The organism is Dyadobacter flavalbus (genome assembly GCF_006149045.1).
GTDB classification, from domain to species: Bacteria; Bacteroidota; Bacteroidia; order Cytophagales; family Spirosomataceae; genus Dyadobacter; species Dyadobacter flavalbus.
In genome coordinates, this window is record NZ_VBSN01000049.1 from 14,911 (window position 1) to 30,974 (window position 16,064).

Consider the following 16,064-nt stretch of genomic DNA (forward strand, 5'->3'; position numbering starts at 1 on the left):
CAAACCCTAAACAATTTATAAAATTTCTTAAAAATAATTTACGGGAAAATCCGGAATGCAGATTTAATCAAAAGTTAATTTTCAAATGGGTTTCTGGAGAAGGATTTGCATCCTTCCGGCATGCTGCTGGAACGATCTTTGTTTTCATACCAACTGTAATTCATCAAATCCCCAAAACGCCAGATATGGACAGCATCAATCAACAACAGCCAGAGAAAAACCATGAAGATCTATCCGGCCAGGAGGCAGGAAAAAAAATCAAAGAACTGACGGAAAATGCAGATACCTGTTATTTCTGCACGAAAATAACAACCGGGCAACCGCTGAAAGTAAGACCGATGTCGGTAAGAAAAGTGGACGAAGACGGAAACTTCTGGTTTCTGAGTTCAGACGACAGCACCAAGAATGCCGATATTTCACAGGACCCGGGCGTTCATTTACTGTTTCAGGGTTCCGCACATTCCGATTTCCTGAGCGTATACGGCCATGCATCGATTTCCAAAGACAAAGCCATGATCAAAGAACTCTGGGAGCCGATCCTGAAAGCCTGGTTTACAGAAGGTGAAGATGATCCGCGGATTACCGTTGTAAAAGTAGAAGCAAAAGAAGGATATTACTGGGACAACAAACACGGCAATGCCATTGCATTTGCCAAAACCGTAGTCGGTGCCGTTGTAGGCAAAACGCTCGATGATTCCATTGAGGGCAAACTGATCAACCCGTAAAAAAATCAGGACTGCATGGATAAAATCAGGCCATGCCCGGTGTATCCGTGCAGTTTAAAATCAAATGCTTCTTCCCGTTCTGGAACCGTAAATAATTTATAGTATTTTGCCGGCCATTTTCACCTTAAGATTTGGCTTGCAATGTTCCGAACTTTTACTGTTTTCCGCTGGATTGCCCCTCTTTTTGTCTTTTTACTTTCTTCACATTTCGTATTTGCCCAGTTTCTGACCGAAGCATCTGCCGAAAGTGCCGGCATGAGCAGTGAAAGACTCAGACGCATTGATGCCGTTTTGCAGCAATATGTCGATAAAAAAGAAATTGCCGGCGCCGTCGGAATTGTAGTCAGAAACGGAAAAATCGTTTACTACAAAGGCTTTGGCAATGATGACACGGACGCTAAAACGCCCCTGAAAAAAGACGCGATTTTCCGCATTGCCTCGCAGACAAAAGCCATTACGAGCACGGCCGTCATGATGCTGTACGAAGAAGGCAAATTCCTGCTGGACGATCCGATTTCGAAATATATTCCGTCGTTTAAAAATCCGCAGATCATTGAGAAATTTAATGAAGCAGATTCCAGCTATACCGTAAAACCTGCAAAACGGGAAATTACAATCCGTCAGTTGCTTACGCATACTTCGGGCATCAGTTATGCCATGATCGGCTCGCCGGAAGCCAATGCCATTTACGCCAAAAACAATATTCCAAGCGGAATAGGAACGCCGGATTATAAACTTTCCGATGTAATTACACGTCTGGGAAAATTGCCGCTGGTGCATGAGCCGGGCGAAAAATTTACGTACGGTCTGAATTCGGATGTGCTGGGTTACCTTGTGGAAGTATTGTCCGGCAAGTCACTGGATACTTTTCTAAGGGAACGTATTTTTGAACCGCTCGGCATGACAGACACTTACTTTTACCTGCCTGAAAATAAAAAAAACCGTCTTGCCAGACTCTACACGCAAGATAAAGAAGGAAAAATGATCAAGGCTGAAAACAGGCCGGATTTCAACACCGATTATCCAAAGCAAAACGGGACTTTTTACGCAGGCGGAGCGGGACTTTCTTCAACAGCTTACGACTATGCCATCTTTTTGCAGACTTTCATCAACGGCGGACAGTATAACGGAAAGCGGATTTTAAGCCCTGCCATTGTTAACCTGATGACTCAGAACCAGATCGGAGATGTGAATATGGGAAACAAAAAATTCGGGCTGGGATTTGCCATCACTACCGAAAAGGAAGCAGCACGCATTCCGGTTCCGGCCGGTTCTTTCGACTGGGGCGGCATATTCGGAACTACTTACTGGGCAGATCCGAAAGACAAAATCGTGGCTTTACTAATGACCCAGAAATATCCGAGCAACGTTTGGGGAGAAATGCAGGACAAATTCAAAGTACTTGTTTATCAGTCCGTTCTGGAACCCTGATTGAATTTGTGGAGTAACCAGAAAAAAATCCGATGCATGGCAGACAAAGATTTCTGTTCTGAAATCGTTGTCTGCTGAAATGGCCGATCAGGCATTTTTTCTGTCAGATACTATTCCGGTCCGTACGGATTCCGGCAGGCTTGGCTATGCACCCGGGTCGGCAAATAGCGGAATCTCGGAAAATCTATCCGTTTCCTAATGCAGCTTTGCGGCAAATAACAGCGTTGCGCCGGCATCAACAATAAACACAATGCCATTCGGCCCGCCGGTGAGATTGAAATGATCGAAAGCACCCGTATTAATCTTAGAAATCCCGATTTCCAGCAAAAGTACTGACCTCTTCTGTTTCGGTTTCCAAGCCTGCAAAGGCACCGGTTAAATACCGAAGGATAACCAAAACCTGCCGCTTGCTGATTGCCTGAATGCCTTGCTTGCAGAAGCAAAATGGGTAAGTGTTTTTTGTAAAAACTTAAAACGCTAATCAAATTATTTGAGCTATGTTAAAACATTCCGTAAAAGTATTTTGCATTCTTCTGGCACTTCTGGGCAGCAGCTGTTCATTGCAGGACCATACGATACCCGAGCCGGAAAATCCGGATCCCGGAACACCGGTTACCAATGAATTCAAGGTTTCTACTACGGGTGTGAAACAGGAAGGAGATAAATTGTATCTGCAAGGAAATGTTGATCAGGTTGATTTTACGCATCAAATTGATCCTAATGATGATGGAGATATAGGTATCGTTGGCTTTCTTGTAAGTTCTCGAGTTACTAATGATACTCCTATTAATCCTGATCCTCGTTATGATACTGATCCTTCAGTAAGGTTTTACTTTTTAAAGGATTTTGTTGATTATCCATCTGGATACTTAGAAATTGGACCTGTTAGCATATTAGAGCCATTTGCATTTACTGAAATTTATTTTAGGACGGTTTTGATACTAAAAGACAAAGTTATTTATGGTAATGTATTTCATCAATCTGGTTTATCTCTTCCTGCTAATATAACACCTTGGAAATTAACTACTAACTCATACGTTGCTGATGGATCGCTACATCTTTCACTTACAGAACAGGGCCAAATTCCAGGACAAGAAGTTGGTTTTGTTGTAAGTTATAAGGAGAAAGATTCTGATAAAATAAAAGATACACCTACAATTTTGGACAAAAGGATAGTAATTGACTGGAGAAATGGAAGCAAAGGTTCTTACTTGAAAAAAAGTGGTTATTTACAAAAGATCAATTTCAACTACACAGAACTTTACTTCCGCTCTTACTTGATTTTACAGGACGGCAGTATTGTTTATGGTAATGTTGTTCACGTGAAAAAATGATTTTGTCAGTTTTGTTTAAACTGAATAATGCAAAACGACCTTCTTATGCAATTTAAGAAGGTCGTTTCATAAGTAATTGCTCTGTGATTTGCTCGTTGGTTACTTTTTTTTAATCCTAGTTTAGTATTCTTCTATGTATCATATTTGCCGAGCGACTTACACAAATTTATTCCCTGCAATTTCCTTACAAACTTACCTGTCACTACTCTCATTCGGAATCTGAAATCTTAAATCAAATGGCTTTGTGATCCTAGCAGAATTCCCTGACGTTGAGTTTTTTACTATCCATAAATGATCAAATTAAGTTGTACCTGATCCTGTGAAGACACAGGACCAAAGCAAACCACTATGCAGCTTTGGCTCTTGTGAAATTAAGCTGTCCTGGCAAATTCAACTGGCATTGCCGGATCTTGTTGCTGTCCGGTTCACTGAGAAGAATTTCCTTTATACATCCATTCGTCCTGCCTCCTACTTCCAGCCTGATTCGCAGTTGTTCGTTATCATCAAAAACAGCATCTTTTGTTAACTCAACCGGCATCATTATAATCGGATGAGGCTTTGGAAACTGAAAAATCAGGATCGGAACGTTACAGATTATTTCCAGACTTAAAATCAGCTGCTGCAATGCAGTTTCATTAATCCCGTCTTCATTGATCCTGACCACAAACCCGCTTGAATTCAATATCATTCTTTTTTCTTCACTAGTTTTCATATTGCAAAGTGTCATTGTAACTGACAAAAAAATTATACAGATTATAATTTACGTTCAAAACAGGCTTGATATTGTAAATATCATTCTGATGTTGAAAATAATATCAATGTTAGGGATAATTATGGTAAATGTCAAGTAGTTAACAAAAATTTACAATCCGGGCAGAGCCATCCGGCAAAACCTGCGGGAAATAGCCGGTTCAGCTGCATTACACAAAATAGCTTTGGCTGAGAAAACGTTTGAAACAGACCGTTTAGCTATTGGCAGCCGTATTCTTGAACGGAAAAAAATGGGTCCGAACGGTGACCCAAACAGCACGGGCATAAAAAAACGGACCTTCATGTTCAGGGCCGTTTTTCTAAGCAGAATTTGAGATATGATTATTACCGCATAAATCCGGGCAACAGGCATAACTGCCAGTATTTCAGTATTATAGACAAGTCCTCTTTGAGCTTCGGATAGTTACTGGATTTTACAAAATATCCTTGAACCGTTGTTTTAAATGCTTCCTGAACTGTCTTGCTGTGGTCCGATGTTGTAAAAAACAGGAAAGGCACTGCCCTTTCTTTCAGAAGCGGTGAATTTTCTATGTAATTTCTGATTTCTATTCCGTTCATTAAAGGCAGGTTGATGTCGCAGATAATCAGAAACGGCTGTTCGTGACTGGATCCAAGGTATTCAATCACCTGAATTCCGTCCTGAAAAAAAAGCACACGGTTTGTAATTCCTATTTCCCGTAATGCTTGCGTAATGAGCAGTTGATCGTCTTCATCGTCTTCAACTAAAAAAATGGGTCCTGAATGTGACATATAATCCTGATAAGCGGTATTCGCTATTCTTTTATGTTAGAACGGGCGATTAGACATCTGATTGATCCCGTTTTGAAAGATTCCAAATTTGCAGGATAAATGGCCGTTTATATAACCAAAACCATCATATAAATCAGCCCAGCCTGACCGCTTTAAAGGTTATCTCGGCAAAATCTGTTCCATCTGTCTGGTTCTCTATGGTTACCGGTTCCGAAGTTATCAGATAATCATAACCCTCATGCCGGAAAAATGCACCGGGTTTCACTTCATCGCAAGCATTAGCAACAAATTCGTAGCCATTAGTTAAATCCTTGATTTTGCTGTATACTTTTATTTCAATCATTTTACTGTTTAAACATGTTTTCATAGCTAAATTACATGTATTTATACGAACTAACAATTGCTAAATAGAATTATTTTGTAGAAATAAATCTATTTTTGGTGAATTAGTCTACATAAACAGACAGCATCAGGCATAAAGCCTGATGCTGTTGAAAATTCCACGATTTCGCTGAACATGCTTTTAATATGATCCTTTCTTATCCAGAAGTTCAGGGAACATCCAGATTGGCCTTTTGACCCAGGTTTTCTTCATCCTGCATCACTTCCTTGATGGCCGATTTGGAATGAGGCTGACTTTCATCTTCCCCCAGTAATATTCCCCACGGATTAAGCCCTTCCACTCTGTCGAAAATAACCTTGAAAATGGCAATAATCGGAATCGACAGAAACATGCCTGTGATTCCCCAGATCATTTCGCCCAGTACAAGCCCGATCAGCGCGATCAGTGTATTGATCTTTACTTTGGAGCCTACGATTTTCGGCATAATGTAATTGCTGTCCACAAGGTGAATCCCGACAAGGGCAAGTAGTACAAAAAGAACCTGGCCGGTACCCGCCGTTGCAAAAGTGATCAGACTGGCCAGCAGCAAAGCAGTCAGGATTCCGATGTACGGAATCAGGTTCAATATGCCGGTGATCAATCCGAGAAGGAATGCGTATTTCACACCTATCGCCCAGAAAGCAACGCACGTAAGCCCGGTCACCAGCAGCATCTGGAGAAAAAGCCCGACAATGTATTTTTTTACGATATACTGAATCTGGCTTACGATATCGTAAACGATCACGCTGTGCTGCTCAAACAGCGCAACTATAAAACGCAGCAGCAGTCTCCGGTGAAGCAGTATGAAAAAAGTATACAGAAATATAAAAAGCATTGACAGCAAAATCGACGAAACGGACAGCAGCGTATTTCCGATCAGCGTCGTACCGGTATTGACGGCCTTTGTTGCAGAGCCGTTGATATAATTCATCTGCTCCTTGCTGTCTACATGAAAAGTAACTTCTATCCAGTTCTGCAGACTTTTCGTAGTATCCAGAACTTGCTCTTTAAATGCAGGCCAGTCCTGCGCGAGTGCAGTTAACTGGGCACCAAGAATCGTAAAAACGGCAGCGATACCAACAATCAAACTCAGCAGAGCGGTCATCGAGGATAGTGCCCGCGGAAAATGCAGACGGTATTCAAGAAACGTTGCGAAAGGAAGCAGCAGCAATGAAAACAGAAGTGCAAAAATCAGCGGAGCCAGCAGGGACTGGCCGATTACAGCGATGTAAACGAGGCAAATTATACTGATCAGGACCTGGGCAAGTCGCGTGTAAAATGGTACAGAACGGATCATCGGATTGTTAACGGGATTAATATACGGTATACCGGATGCATAACATAATCATGCCGGATTATACCTGTAAACGTTCTGTTCAAAAAATAATGATGTTGTCTATTTATTTAGAGGTCAAACCGGGAATTAATTCACCTTTTTCAAGATCCAGTCTGACATTTCAGACAATGCCTCAGGTGAAAAAGTCTGTTCAATCACCTTGTATTCAGCCGGCGAACCGGTTTCACATTCTTGAAAAAGATGGTTCAGCCGTGGAAATTCCTTGACGGTAACTTTTTCATTTCCACCTTTGATCAGTGCATTGCGTATCGCGGGTAAATTGTCTTTGGATGTTACCTGCAGATCCTTTGCTCCGTTCAACGCAAGCACGGGACATTTCACTTTTTCCAGTGCAGTGGCGGGATCATATCTGAACAGGTATTGTGCCCATTGGGACGAAAGCATGGAAATCTGGGCGGCAATGTACTGTTCTCTGCTCGTACCCGGCGGTAATAATTGCACCGGAACATTCTTTACCTTCTCATTTGCTGCATAGCGGGTAAGATCCGCTTTAAGCGTAGCCGTACCTTCTGAAACCGATATCATTTCATAAATATCCGAATTGATGGTTTTCAGCGTCACAATTTCATTTTCAGGAACACCGAACGCTCTTGCAATCAGTTCACTCTGAATCAACATCATTTTCCGCAGCGGAATCGCAGGTGCCGCCAGTAAAACCATAAAACGGACGTCTTCCGACTTTGAAGCGATCATCGGCGCAATGATTCCGCCTTCGCTGTGCCCGGCAAGACCTATTTTTTCTTTATTGATTTCCTTTCTTGTTTTCAGATAATCAATTGCACTGCTTACATCCGTAGCGAAATCCTCCGAAGTTGCTATCATGAAATTCCCCGTCGATTTGCCGCAACCTCTGTCATCAAATCTCAGAACGGCAATTCCCTTTCTGGTCAGATAATCCGAAATAACAAGGAAAGGTTTGTGACCAAGTATTTCTTCATCCCTGTTTTGAGGGCCGCTGCCGCTTATCAGGATGACAACCGGAAAATTTCCTTTTTTGGAAGGTAAAGTCAATGTTCCTGCAAGCGTGATTTTTGCCGTAGTATTTTCAAATGTTACGTTTTCGCTGTGATACGGATAGGGTTCCTGTGGTTCCTGTGATCGTTTCTGCGGCTTGTCCAGCCAGAAAGTCAGCATGATCACTGAGGCAATAAACAAAGAAACGATCAGAAGTATAGCTGTCTTTTTCACATCAGAGATTTTAGCAGTTGCAGGAATCCTCAAATAAAAATAGCTGAATTAAATTGATTCATTATCAGAAAATTATCCTAAAATCTGTTAAATAAAAGCAATTTGATTTTATACAAGAAAACCGGAGCAATCCCGATAACAGGAATTACTCCGGCTGCAAATCCGGTAAATTTCAGGACAAGCTCAGAAAGAATACTTTTAAATTCCAGCAGACCATTTCGTCCGTTTCAAAACAAGCGGGCTTAATTGATCTTAGTTCCTTCCCGATAGAATACGTAGCCGCCGTGATGCAGGATATTTTCTCCTTCAAAGTCGCCGTCGGCTGTAAATCCGGTATCATCCCAGTATTCGATATGCGTGCCGCTGATTTCGTAACGGCCGGTATAGGCACTTTTTCTGGCACCGCGCTGCTCGTCATAACGACCGCCCGGCAGCAATTCCTGCCGGATATAGCCATCGGCAGTTACCCACATGCCAATGAAGCTGTTTTCAGGATTGTTTGCCATTATATGTTTTTTTGTGCCGTCGGACGAACGACCAGTTCATTCACATCCACATCATCCGGCTGCGATACGGCGAATGCCACTGCGCGCGCAATTGCTTCTGCGGGCAGCAGGTCAAGCCGAAACTGTTCCACAGCCTGTTTTTTCAGCGAAGGGTCCGAAATGGTTTCCGCCAGCTCGGATTCCGTTGCGCCGGGTGCCACAAGCGTCACACGGATGTTTCTGCCCACTTCCTGCCGCAGTCCGTCCGAAATGGCACGAACGGCAAATTTGGTGGCGCTGTAAACAACGGAAGTCGGCCCCACCCAGCGGTCGCCAACGGATGTAATGTTCACAAACTGTCCGCTGTTTTTAGCTTCAAATACGGGCAGCGCAGCCGCAATCCCATGCAGAACACCTTTGATGTTCACATCGATCATGCGGTGCCATTCGTCAATTTTATAGGCATTGATGTAAGAAAGCGGCATCAGGCCGGCATTATTTACCATCACATCCAGATCACCGAACGTATCCCTTGCAAACTGTACGAATTTCTTTGCATCATCGGGCTGCGTTACGTCCAGTGAAGTAAACGCCGCTTCACCGCCTGCATTTTGAATGCCTTTTACTATTTGTTCCAGTTTTTCTGTTCGCCTGGCTCCTAAAATTACTTTTGCTCCCTCTTTGGCCAGATAACGTGCAATAGCTTCTCCGATGCCGCTGCTTGCGCCTGTAATGGCCACTACTTTTCCTTTTATTCCTGAATTGTTCATAATTAAGTTTTGATAATCAGCTTAGAAATTTTGGTTCTGTTATTTGCATTTTTTGTGTTGCAAATGTCAGAAAAGCCGTTTTTTCCAGATTGCCGAGATCAAACCAAAAATGTGAAAAATCAAGCAACAGCCGTTTTACGGAAGATTCCGGGCGTCTGGTTTACCGTTTTCTTGAAAAAAGAGATAAAATGCGATGGCTCTTCAAAGCCCAGACAATAACCGATTTCGGAAATATTCCAGTCCGTGTATTTCAGCAGGATCATGGCTTCCTGCATAATCCGTTCGGCAATGAACTCCGAAGTGGTTTTTCCCGTAACCGACTTCAATGCGCGGTTCAGATGATTCGTATGAATGGAAAGATGCGTTGCAAAGTCGGCCGGATTTCTCAGCTGCATCCTGTTTTCACTGGACTCAATGGGAAACTGGCGTTCGAGCAGGTCCGAAAACAACGAAGAAATACGCGCATTGGCATTGCTGTCCTGAGCGGAAGTTGCCTCGGCCGGCTTCATTTTAATGGCTTTGTGAACTAGTTGCAGCACCAGGGTCCTGATCAGATCATACTTGTACGCATATCCGGAATTTATTTCGGTAAATATGTTCTCAAAAACGGATCGGAGTTCTTCCAATTCCGCTTGGTTCAGCGGATAAACCGGATCTGCGCCAAGCTGAAAAACGGGGTAATCCTTTATATTTCCGAAATTGGAAAAGAATGCATCCGTAAAAACACAGAAACAACCGTCCTGCTGCATTTCCAAAGGTTCCCATTTATAAGGAACCAGCGGGTTGGCAAACAATAAGGCGGCGTCGTTTACTTCAATGATTTTATCGGCATACGAAAACCGGTTGCGGCCGATGATCAGCGCGATTTTATAATATTCTTTTCTGTTGTAAGGAACTTCCCTGGCGTCCGGCCCGACAAAATCATGGTTCCGGAAAATATTGAAATGCCCGATTTCCTTTTTCAGGTTTTCCGGTACTGCATTCAGTTTTTTCAGGTAAAAATCCTCGATCCTTTCCGTTTTTTCCATTGTACAGCCGTTTGCTTTTTGGTTAGAACAAAAATAACAAAATTCAGCAACGACCGTTCCCGTGACGGCTCTCAGGAATCCGGCAAGTTTCCTCGCTTTTGCAGGATTCAGAAAAAAAAAGCGCTTTCAGGCTTTGGCTGCGACTTTAAACTGCAGATAATCGCAGAACTGCCTTACGGTCTGAAGCTGCAGATAATCTTCGTCCGGGATCGTGATGTGAAACCGGTCTTCGATATCAATAACCAGATCCACGGTATCCAGACTGTCCAGACCAAGATCGCGTTCAAGATGTGCATCTGCGGTAATTGCGTGAAAAGGTAAACCGGAGTTGGCCGCCAACAAGGCCAGAAGCTGCTCATTCATATGAATTCCGTTTGGTAAAATGGAGTTATTTCCAGTAGAATTTCACTGCATAGCCCGGACCCGAATTGTTTGTTAAAGATGATGGACAAAAAACAGCCTCAAAGCAAAGCTGTCTGATTTCTGTACATAAGTACTGCGGAAATACGGGAAACGTGTCAGTCCAACGCAGATTTTATGATTTTTTAACTTTGCCGGAATGGGCTTATGCGCTTTAAAGCATTGAAATTCCTGCCTGAAATCAAGTCCGGAAATAACAGACCTGACCGTATTTCCGATGCATTGCCAGCGCCTTATAATAAGTTGCAGAAAGCATTTTCTGCCGGTTACTATATATTACATCAGGAATATACCACGAAATGTAACCAAACGTTAACAGGTTTTAACTTACGCTCGAAGTATGCACAAATTGCTTTATCAGCTTTTATTTTGCCTGTGTGCTTGTTTTCAGGGTTTTGCGCAGCAGCAAATCACCATAAGCGGGTTTGTACGGGAAAAAGGCAGCCTCGAACTGTTGCCGGGCGTAAATGTTTACATCCGCAATTCCGCCATCGGGACGGTGACGAACACGTATGGATTTTACTCTGTTACCGTTCCGAAATCCGATTCCATTTTTGTGACGTATTCCTTTGTAGGTTATGAAAAACAGGATGTACGCATTGCATCCGCGGCAGATCAGCAGATGGACATTATGCTTTCTTCTGTAAATCAGCTGGATGAAGTGATTGTTTCCGGTACAAGACAAAATGAAAAAGTGAGCGAATCCGTGCAGATGAGCCAGATTGAAGTTCCTGTTTCCCAGATCAAGAAAATACCCGCTTTTTTTGGCGAAAAAGATGTGATCCGTGTATTGCAGCTGATGCCCGGCGTCCAGAAAGGCACCGAAGGACAAACAGGTCTGTACGTACGCGGCGGCGGTCCGGACCAGAACCTGATTATTCTGGATGATGCCGTGGTTTACAATGCAAGCCATCTTTTCGGTTTTTTCTCCGTATTCAACAGCGATGCGCTGAAAAGCGTTGAACTGACAAAAGGCGGATTTCCTGCGCGTTATGGCGGACGGCTGTCGTCGGTCGTGGAAATGAACATGAAAGAAGGCAGCAAAGAGAAACTGCATGGCGAAGGCGGTATCGGGCTGATTTCCTCAAGACTGACGCTGGAAGGCCCGCTGGCCGGTAAAAAATCGTCTTTTCTGGTTTCTGCGCGACGTACATACATTGACGTTCTTGCAGCTCCGCTGATTGCGCAGCAGCAAATCGGCAACAACAGCAAAGTAAAGCCGGGCTATTTCTTTTATGACCTGAATGCCAAAGTGAACTACGATTTTGGCGCCAGAAACAAACTGTATGTCAGCGGTTATTTCGGTCAGGATAAATTCAGTATCCGGGAAAAAAGCGAAAACAGCGAAAACAGGTCGGGCCTGAACTGGGGCAATGCCACGGCAACGCTCCGCTGGAACCATCTGATCAACCAAAAACTGTTTGTCAATACTTCTTTCATTTACAGCCATTTCAATTTCCGTATTTTTTCCAATGACAAGGAATTTGACAAAGGCGAAGTTATAGAGGAATTCAGTTTGAAATACAACAGCCTCATCCGCGATTTCAGCCTGAAAACGGATTTTGATTATTATCCCAGTTCAAAACACAGCATCAGGTTCGGTGCACAGGCCATAGCGCACCGTTTTATTCCATCCGCACTCGGGCTGGACGGCGATTTTTCGGAAAGTGAAATCGAATTGCAGGCCAAACCCATCAATACAATGGAAGCCGGCGTGTATGCAGAAGATACCTGGCAGCCTTTTACGGCTTTGAAAGTAAATGCCGGTTTCAGGCTGAGTTTGTTTGAAACCAGATCAAAAGTGTATGTAAGGCCGGAGCCGAGGTTTTCTGCCGCCCTTACGCTCGCCAAAGATTTTTCCATGAAAGCTTCTTATGCCAAAATGAACCAGTATGTGCATCTGCTGAGCAATACCGGGCTTGGACTGCCTACGGACCTCTGGGTTCCGACAACGGACCGGGTAGCTCCGCAACAATCCAGTCAGGCTGCGTTCGGTTTTGCCAAAGATCTTGCAAAGCCCGGACTTGCGCTGACGCTGGAAGGTTATTATAAAAGAATGGACAATATCATCAGTTACCGTGAAGGGTCTTCCTTTATCAGTCTGAACGGAGAAAACGCCAATGAACTGAACTGGGAAGACAATGTGACAATCGGGAAAGGCTGGTCTTACGGCGCCGAATTTATGGTGCAGAAGAAAACGGGCAAATTGTCGGGATGGATCGGCTATACCTTGTCATGGACCAAATGGAAATTTCCGGAACTGAACTTTGGCGAAACGTTCTATCCGCGCTACGACCGCCGTCATGACATTTCCGTAGTCGGGATTTATGAACTGAGTCCGCGCATTACGCTTTCGGCGACGTGGGTTTACGGAACCGGAAACGCACTTACAATCCCGGTTTCCAAGTTTTCGACCTTTGGCAACAGTTTTGTTCCGAACCCTTACGGTTATTCGTACAGCTACGGAAATGTCACGAATGAATACGGCAGGAAAAATGCCTTCCGCGCCGAAGCATATCACCGCATGGACCTTGCGATCCAGTTTCACAAAAAGAAAAAAAGGCATGAAAGAACATGGGAGTTCGGACTGTTCAATGCATATAACCGCCGAAACCCGTTTTTCTATAACATAGACAGCAAAGAGGACAAGAACAATCCCAATCAAAGGATTAACGTGCTGACACGATATTCGCTTTTTCCCGTACTCCCTTCATTCAGTTACAACTTCAAATTCTGATCGCCCTGAATTAATGAATGCTTCCAAACATATGAATAGCAGAATTGCGGTGCTGCTGATCGCATGCCTTACTTTCCTGTCCGGTTGTGAAAGTCTGGTCAACGATCTGGATCAGGATAAACTTCCGAAAACCGAATCCAGGCTGGCCGTGGAATGCTACATTTCGCCCCAATCGCCCCGACTGGAGGCGGTCATAACGCAGTCGCAGCCTTTGTTCGGACCTGCAACCTACAATCCTGAATTTGTAAAAAATGCGCAGGTATTTTTGTCAGACGGACAAAACCGCGTTCAGCTGATGTTCCAGGATTCGGCATTCAATTATATGGCCGATACAACCGCATTCAGGATTGTGGCCGGGAAAACCTATACATTGACGGTCGATGACGGAAAAAGATTTGTGAAGGCCACCTGCACCGTTCCGGTAAAATCGCCGGTGATCAAAAGCTTTACCGTTGAAAAAATCTATTCCGGTTTCGGAACGGATTCACTTGCTTCCATCAAACTTTCTTGGGAAGACATAAAAGGTGAAAGCAACTACTACGACATCCGCGGCTATTCCGTTTTAGAGCAGACTACACTCCGTTTCGACAATGAAACAAATGATGCCGTTCCGTTTCGCTCCATCAATAAATTACAATTGTATTTCGGAGAAAAAAATATTTACAATGATATCAATCTGGACGGAATTACTTTCAACATTCCGGAAAGCAAAATTTATCTGCAGCCAAATACTGAATTTACTTATCAGGATAAAGACGGAGTGAAAAAATCATTTTATACAAATCCCAAAATCAGCGAAGTCCGCCTGGAAGTACTGCACATTGATGAAAATTATTACAAGTTTTACCGCTCACTGGCAAACACGGATTTTCAGGATAACCCGTTTGTTGAACCTACTTTGATTTACAGTAATATAGAAGGCGGCCTGGGCTGTTTCGGCGCTTTTAACAGCAGCGGAAAAACGGCAAATCCCGATTTTTGAATGACATTTTCAGACTGACAAACGGGCAATTCAGAAAAATTCCTGTTCAGAACTACAACCAAAACAGCCGTTTAATAAAGTTGTAATTTCAGGAAGCTTTTGCCTGTTCCATTTATCAATATGGCCACTTTACCGAATTTCAGCCCGTTATTTGCATTTTAAAAGCCATATTTAACCCTTGTTTATTGCAGGCATTGTAGTTTCAGGAAATAATATTCGGTTGCTATTCAACCAATTGTTCAGATTTAGAAAATCGTTCTCAATGATTTGGTTGACACATCGCTTTTAAAAACCATACTATTTTAATCCTTTATAAAAAGCCATTTGCAGAAATTCAAACATCAGCTTGCCATGCCGGGTTCTGCAAATGTTAATCTGCACAGATTAACTTTTTTAGTTTTATTACATCCTATTTTACTTGCAAAAGCAAAATATATCATAAAATCAAATTTTAAAACCGGCCCTTGAAAACCGGATCAGACCAGAATTAATTGATTAGCGAAGAACGGCATGATTCCATAGTCATTCCTGTAACTACTTTACAGGCCACGTCTTCCGAAACGAGCTGATATGACAAAAAAATTACAGAAAGGACCAATATTAACTACTGAAAATCATTACCAGCGTATACAGGTTGTCGATGTACTTCGCGGATTTGCATTGTTTGGTATTTTACTGATTCATTCGCTGCAAAAATTTCTGAATCATACCACCATGGGGCTTCTTGAGCTTGGGCCCAAAAACAGATTTGTTAAAAGTTCGGTGGAATTCCTGATTGAGGACAAGTTCTTTATTATTTTTTCGCTGCTGTTTGGATGGAGCTTTTATGTAATGCATCAGAGTGCCATTCGGAAACAAATTCCGTTTATCCGGCTTTACATCTGGCGGCTGGTTATTCTGCTGGCCATCGGGACTTTTCACACGCTTTTTTTTGAATCGGACATTCTTCAGGTTTACGCCGTTATTGGTTTGATACTGATTTTTTGCCGTGATTTTTCTAGCCGGAATATGCTTGCACTCGGCATTATGCTGTTTTTGGGAAGTATACCCTGTATCATATTCAGGGAAGAAATCTGGGGTGCCATCATCAGCATGAAAAACCTTGGCATTCCGCTCCCGAATAAACTGGGTTATTACATATTTACCGGCAGACTTTTCACCACCAGCTCCATGTTTGTACTTGGACTTTATGCTGGAAAAATCAATTTGTTCAGCAACATTTCTGCCAAGCAGAACCTGTTAAAAAAAGTAGTTATTTTTAGCTGCTGCATTTTCCTGATTACGCTTACTGTACTTACAATCGGTAAATTTACGATTGACCTGCCGGGACATTCCGCCGACAAAATACTGCAGGTTATCTGTTTTGCCCTGCAGAATATTTCACTTTCCTGCCTGTATGTTTCCGCCTTGACATTATTATATTATCAGACCAAGCTGATGAAATCCCTGAGCTGGTTAATACCATTGGGCAGGATCGGGCTTACGGCTTATCTCATGCAGTCCATTTTTTTCCAGCTGTATTATAATCTTTATGACGGCATGGAAATGGGTTTGCCAGGCGCCATGGCCATTACTTTGCTTTTCTTTTCCGGCCAGATATTTTTCGCGAATATCTGGTTATCCAGGTTCCGGTTTGGGCCGGTAGAATGGATCTGGCGTTCACTGACTTCACTTGCTGCACCACCCAAATAGGCGTTTTTGCCG

General features: G+C 43.1%; 16 protein-coding genes. 6 read left to right on the plus strand and 10 right to left on the minus strand.

Features of this window, described 5'->3' with window-relative positions; all coding sequences use genetic code 11:
- The first annotated feature begins 185 nt into the window (after positions 1-185).
- Together FEM33_RS16050 and FEM33_RS16055 are read left to right on the plus strand one after the other, a co-directional pair.
- Positions 186-725: a pyridoxamine 5'-phosphate oxidase family protein gene (locus FEM33_RS16050; protein ID WP_139013022.1), complete on the plus strand. Its 540-nt coding sequence runs from the start codon at positions 186-188 to the stop codon at positions 723-725.
- 141 nt (positions 726-866) lie between these two features.
- Positions 867-2,156 (plus strand): serine hydrolase domain-containing protein, encoded by a 1,290-nt coding sequence (locus FEM33_RS16055; RefSeq protein ID WP_139013023.1) that lies wholly within the window; start codon positions 867-869, stop codon positions 2,154-2,156.
- Between the two features lie 195 nt (positions 2,157-2,351).
- On the opposite strand, the gene FEM33_RS26415 is transcribed toward FEM33_RS16055, so the two are convergent.
- Positions 2,352-2,522 carry a hypothetical protein gene (locus FEM33_RS26415; RefSeq protein WP_161597155.1) on the minus strand — a complete coding sequence of 57 codons (171 nt, stop codon included), beginning with the start codon at positions 2,520-2,522 and terminating at the stop codon, positions 2,352-2,354.
- Between the two features lie 131 nt (positions 2,523-2,653).
- Here FEM33_RS26415 and FEM33_RS16060 point away from each other — a divergent pair, with 131 nt between their 5' ends.
- A complete protein-coding gene (locus FEM33_RS16060; RefSeq protein ID WP_139013024.1) occupies positions 2,654-3,490 on the plus strand; it encodes a hypothetical protein in 837 nt (278 codons plus the stop codon).
- A 346-nt stretch (positions 3,491-3,836) separates the two neighbouring features.
- Here the strand turns inward: FEM33_RS16060 and FEM33_RS16065 are convergent, their stop codons facing one another.
- From FEM33_RS16065 to FEM33_RS16105, 9 genes are all read right to left on the minus strand, one after another.
- A complete protein-coding gene (locus tag FEM33_RS16065; RefSeq protein ID WP_139013025.1) occupies positions 3,837-4,178 on the minus strand; it encodes a hypothetical protein in 342 nt (113 codons plus the stop codon).
- Positions 4,179-4,585: 407 nt separating this feature from the next.
- A complete protein-coding gene (locus FEM33_RS16070) occupies positions 4,586-5,011 on the minus strand; it encodes a response regulator (protein WP_139013026.1) in 426 nt (141 codons plus the stop codon).
- 133 nt (positions 5,012-5,144) lie between these two features.
- Positions 5,145-5,354, minus strand: coding sequence for a hypothetical protein (locus tag FEM33_RS16075; protein ID WP_139013027.1), 210 nt, complete (start codon positions 5,352-5,354; stop codon positions 5,145-5,147).
- A 208-nt stretch (positions 5,355-5,562) separates the two neighbouring features.
- On the minus strand, positions 5,563-6,690 hold the full coding sequence (locus tag FEM33_RS16080; protein ID WP_139013028.1) for an AI-2E family transporter: 1,128 nt from the start codon (positions 6,688-6,690) through the stop codon (positions 5,563-5,565).
- Positions 6,691-6,816: 126 nt separating this feature from the next.
- A complete protein-coding gene (locus tag FEM33_RS16085) occupies positions 6,817-7,938 on the minus strand; it encodes an alpha/beta hydrolase family protein (RefSeq protein WP_229214269.1) in 1,122 nt (373 codons plus the stop codon).
- 242 nt (positions 7,939-8,180) lie between these two features.
- Complete coding sequence (locus FEM33_RS16090) at positions 8,181-8,444, minus strand: Atu4866 domain-containing protein (RefSeq protein WP_139013029.1); 264 nt, start codon at positions 8,442-8,444, stop codon at positions 8,181-8,183.
- Entirely contained in the window at positions 8,444-9,193 is a 750-nt protein-coding gene (locus tag FEM33_RS16095) for an SDR family oxidoreductase (RefSeq protein ID WP_139013030.1), read from the minus strand. Before FEM33_RS16095 ends, FEM33_RS16090 begins: the two co-directional genes overlap by 1 nt.
- Before the next feature lie 119 nt (positions 9,194-9,312).
- Positions 9,313-10,221 carry a helix-turn-helix domain-containing protein gene (locus tag FEM33_RS16100; protein WP_139013031.1) on the minus strand — a complete coding sequence of 303 codons (909 nt, stop codon included), beginning with the start codon at positions 10,219-10,221 and terminating at the stop codon, positions 9,313-9,315.
- A 126-nt stretch (positions 10,222-10,347) separates the two neighbouring features.
- Positions 10,348-10,584 (minus strand): acyl carrier protein, encoded by a 237-nt coding sequence (locus FEM33_RS16105; protein ID WP_139013032.1) that lies wholly within the window; start codon positions 10,582-10,584, stop codon positions 10,348-10,350.
- A 397-nt stretch (positions 10,585-10,981) separates the two neighbouring features.
- Here FEM33_RS16105 and FEM33_RS16110 point away from each other — a divergent pair, with 397 nt between their 5' ends.
- The 3 genes from FEM33_RS16110 to FEM33_RS16120 all read left to right on the plus strand — a co-directional run bounded on the left by FEM33_RS16110 (position 10,982) and on the right by FEM33_RS16120 (position 16,052).
- Entirely contained in the window at positions 10,982-13,378 is a 2,397-nt protein-coding gene (locus tag FEM33_RS16110; protein WP_139013033.1) for a TonB-dependent receptor, read from the plus strand.
- A 31-nt stretch (positions 13,379-13,409) separates the two neighbouring features.
- Positions 13,410-14,360 (plus strand): DUF4249 domain-containing protein, encoded by a 951-nt coding sequence (locus FEM33_RS16115; RefSeq protein WP_161597156.1) that lies wholly within the window; start codon positions 13,410-13,412, stop codon positions 14,358-14,360.
- Positions 14,361-14,930: 570 nt separating this feature from the next.
- The gene (locus FEM33_RS16120) at positions 14,931-16,052 is read left to right on the plus strand and encodes a DUF418 domain-containing protein (protein ID WP_139013035.1); all 1,122 of its coding nucleotides are present in this window, start codon (positions 14,931-14,933) and stop codon (positions 16,050-16,052) included.
- Positions 16,053-16,064: the final 12 nt, after the last annotated feature.

What these genes read in the sequence shown, in the direction of transcription:
- FEM33_RS16060 (WP_139013024.1), top strand. Translation starts at nt 2,654, where the DNA reads ATGTTAAAACATTCCGTAAAAGTATTTTGCATTCTTCTGGCACTTCTG.
- FEM33_RS16110 (WP_139013033.1), top strand. Translation starts at nt 10,982, where the DNA reads ATGCACAAATTGCTTTATCAGCTTTTATTTTGCCTGTGTGCTTGTTTT.
- FEM33_RS16120 (WP_139013035.1), top strand. Translation starts at nt 14,931, where the DNA reads ATGACAAAAAAATTACAGAAAGGACCAATATTAACTACTGAAAATCAT.
- FEM33_RS16065 (WP_139013025.1), bottom strand. Translation starts at nt 4,178, where the DNA reads ATGATATTGAATTCAAGCGGGTTTGTGGTCAGGATCAATGAAGACGGG.
- FEM33_RS16100 (WP_139013031.1), bottom strand. Translation starts at nt 10,221, where the DNA reads ATGGAAAAAACGGAAAGGATCGAGGATTTTTACCTGAAAAAACTGAAT.
- FEM33_RS16105 (WP_139013032.1), bottom strand. Translation starts at nt 10,584, where the DNA reads ATGAATGAGCAGCTTCTGGCCTTGTTGGCGGCCAACTCCGGTTTACCT.
- FEM33_RS16050 (WP_139013022.1), top strand. Translation starts at nt 186, where the DNA reads ATGGACAGCATCAATCAACAACAGCCAGAGAAAAACCATGAAGATCTA.
- FEM33_RS16080 (WP_139013028.1), bottom strand. Translation starts at nt 6,690, where the DNA reads ATGATCCGTTCTGTACCATTTTACACGCGACTTGCCCAGGTCCTGATC.
- FEM33_RS16115 (WP_161597156.1), top strand. Translation starts at nt 13,410, where the DNA reads ATGAATAGCAGAATTGCGGTGCTGCTGATCGCATGCCTTACTTTCCTG.
- FEM33_RS16070 (WP_139013026.1), bottom strand. Translation starts at nt 5,011, where the DNA reads ATGTCACATTCAGGACCCATTTTTTTAGTTGAAGACGATGAAGACGAT.
- FEM33_RS16055 (WP_139013023.1), top strand. Translation starts at nt 867, where the DNA reads ATGTTCCGAACTTTTACTGTTTTCCGCTGGATTGCCCCTCTTTTTGTC.
- FEM33_RS16095 (WP_139013030.1), bottom strand. Translation starts at nt 9,193, where the DNA reads ATGAACAATTCAGGAATAAAAGGAAAAGTAGTGGCCATTACAGGCGCA.
- FEM33_RS16090 (WP_139013029.1), bottom strand. Translation starts at nt 8,444, where the DNA reads ATGGCAAACAATCCTGAAAACAGCTTCATTGGCATGTGGGTAACTGCC.
- FEM33_RS16075 (WP_139013027.1), bottom strand. Translation starts at nt 5,354, where the DNA reads ATGATTGAAATAAAAGTATACAGCAAAATCAAGGATTTAACTAATGGC.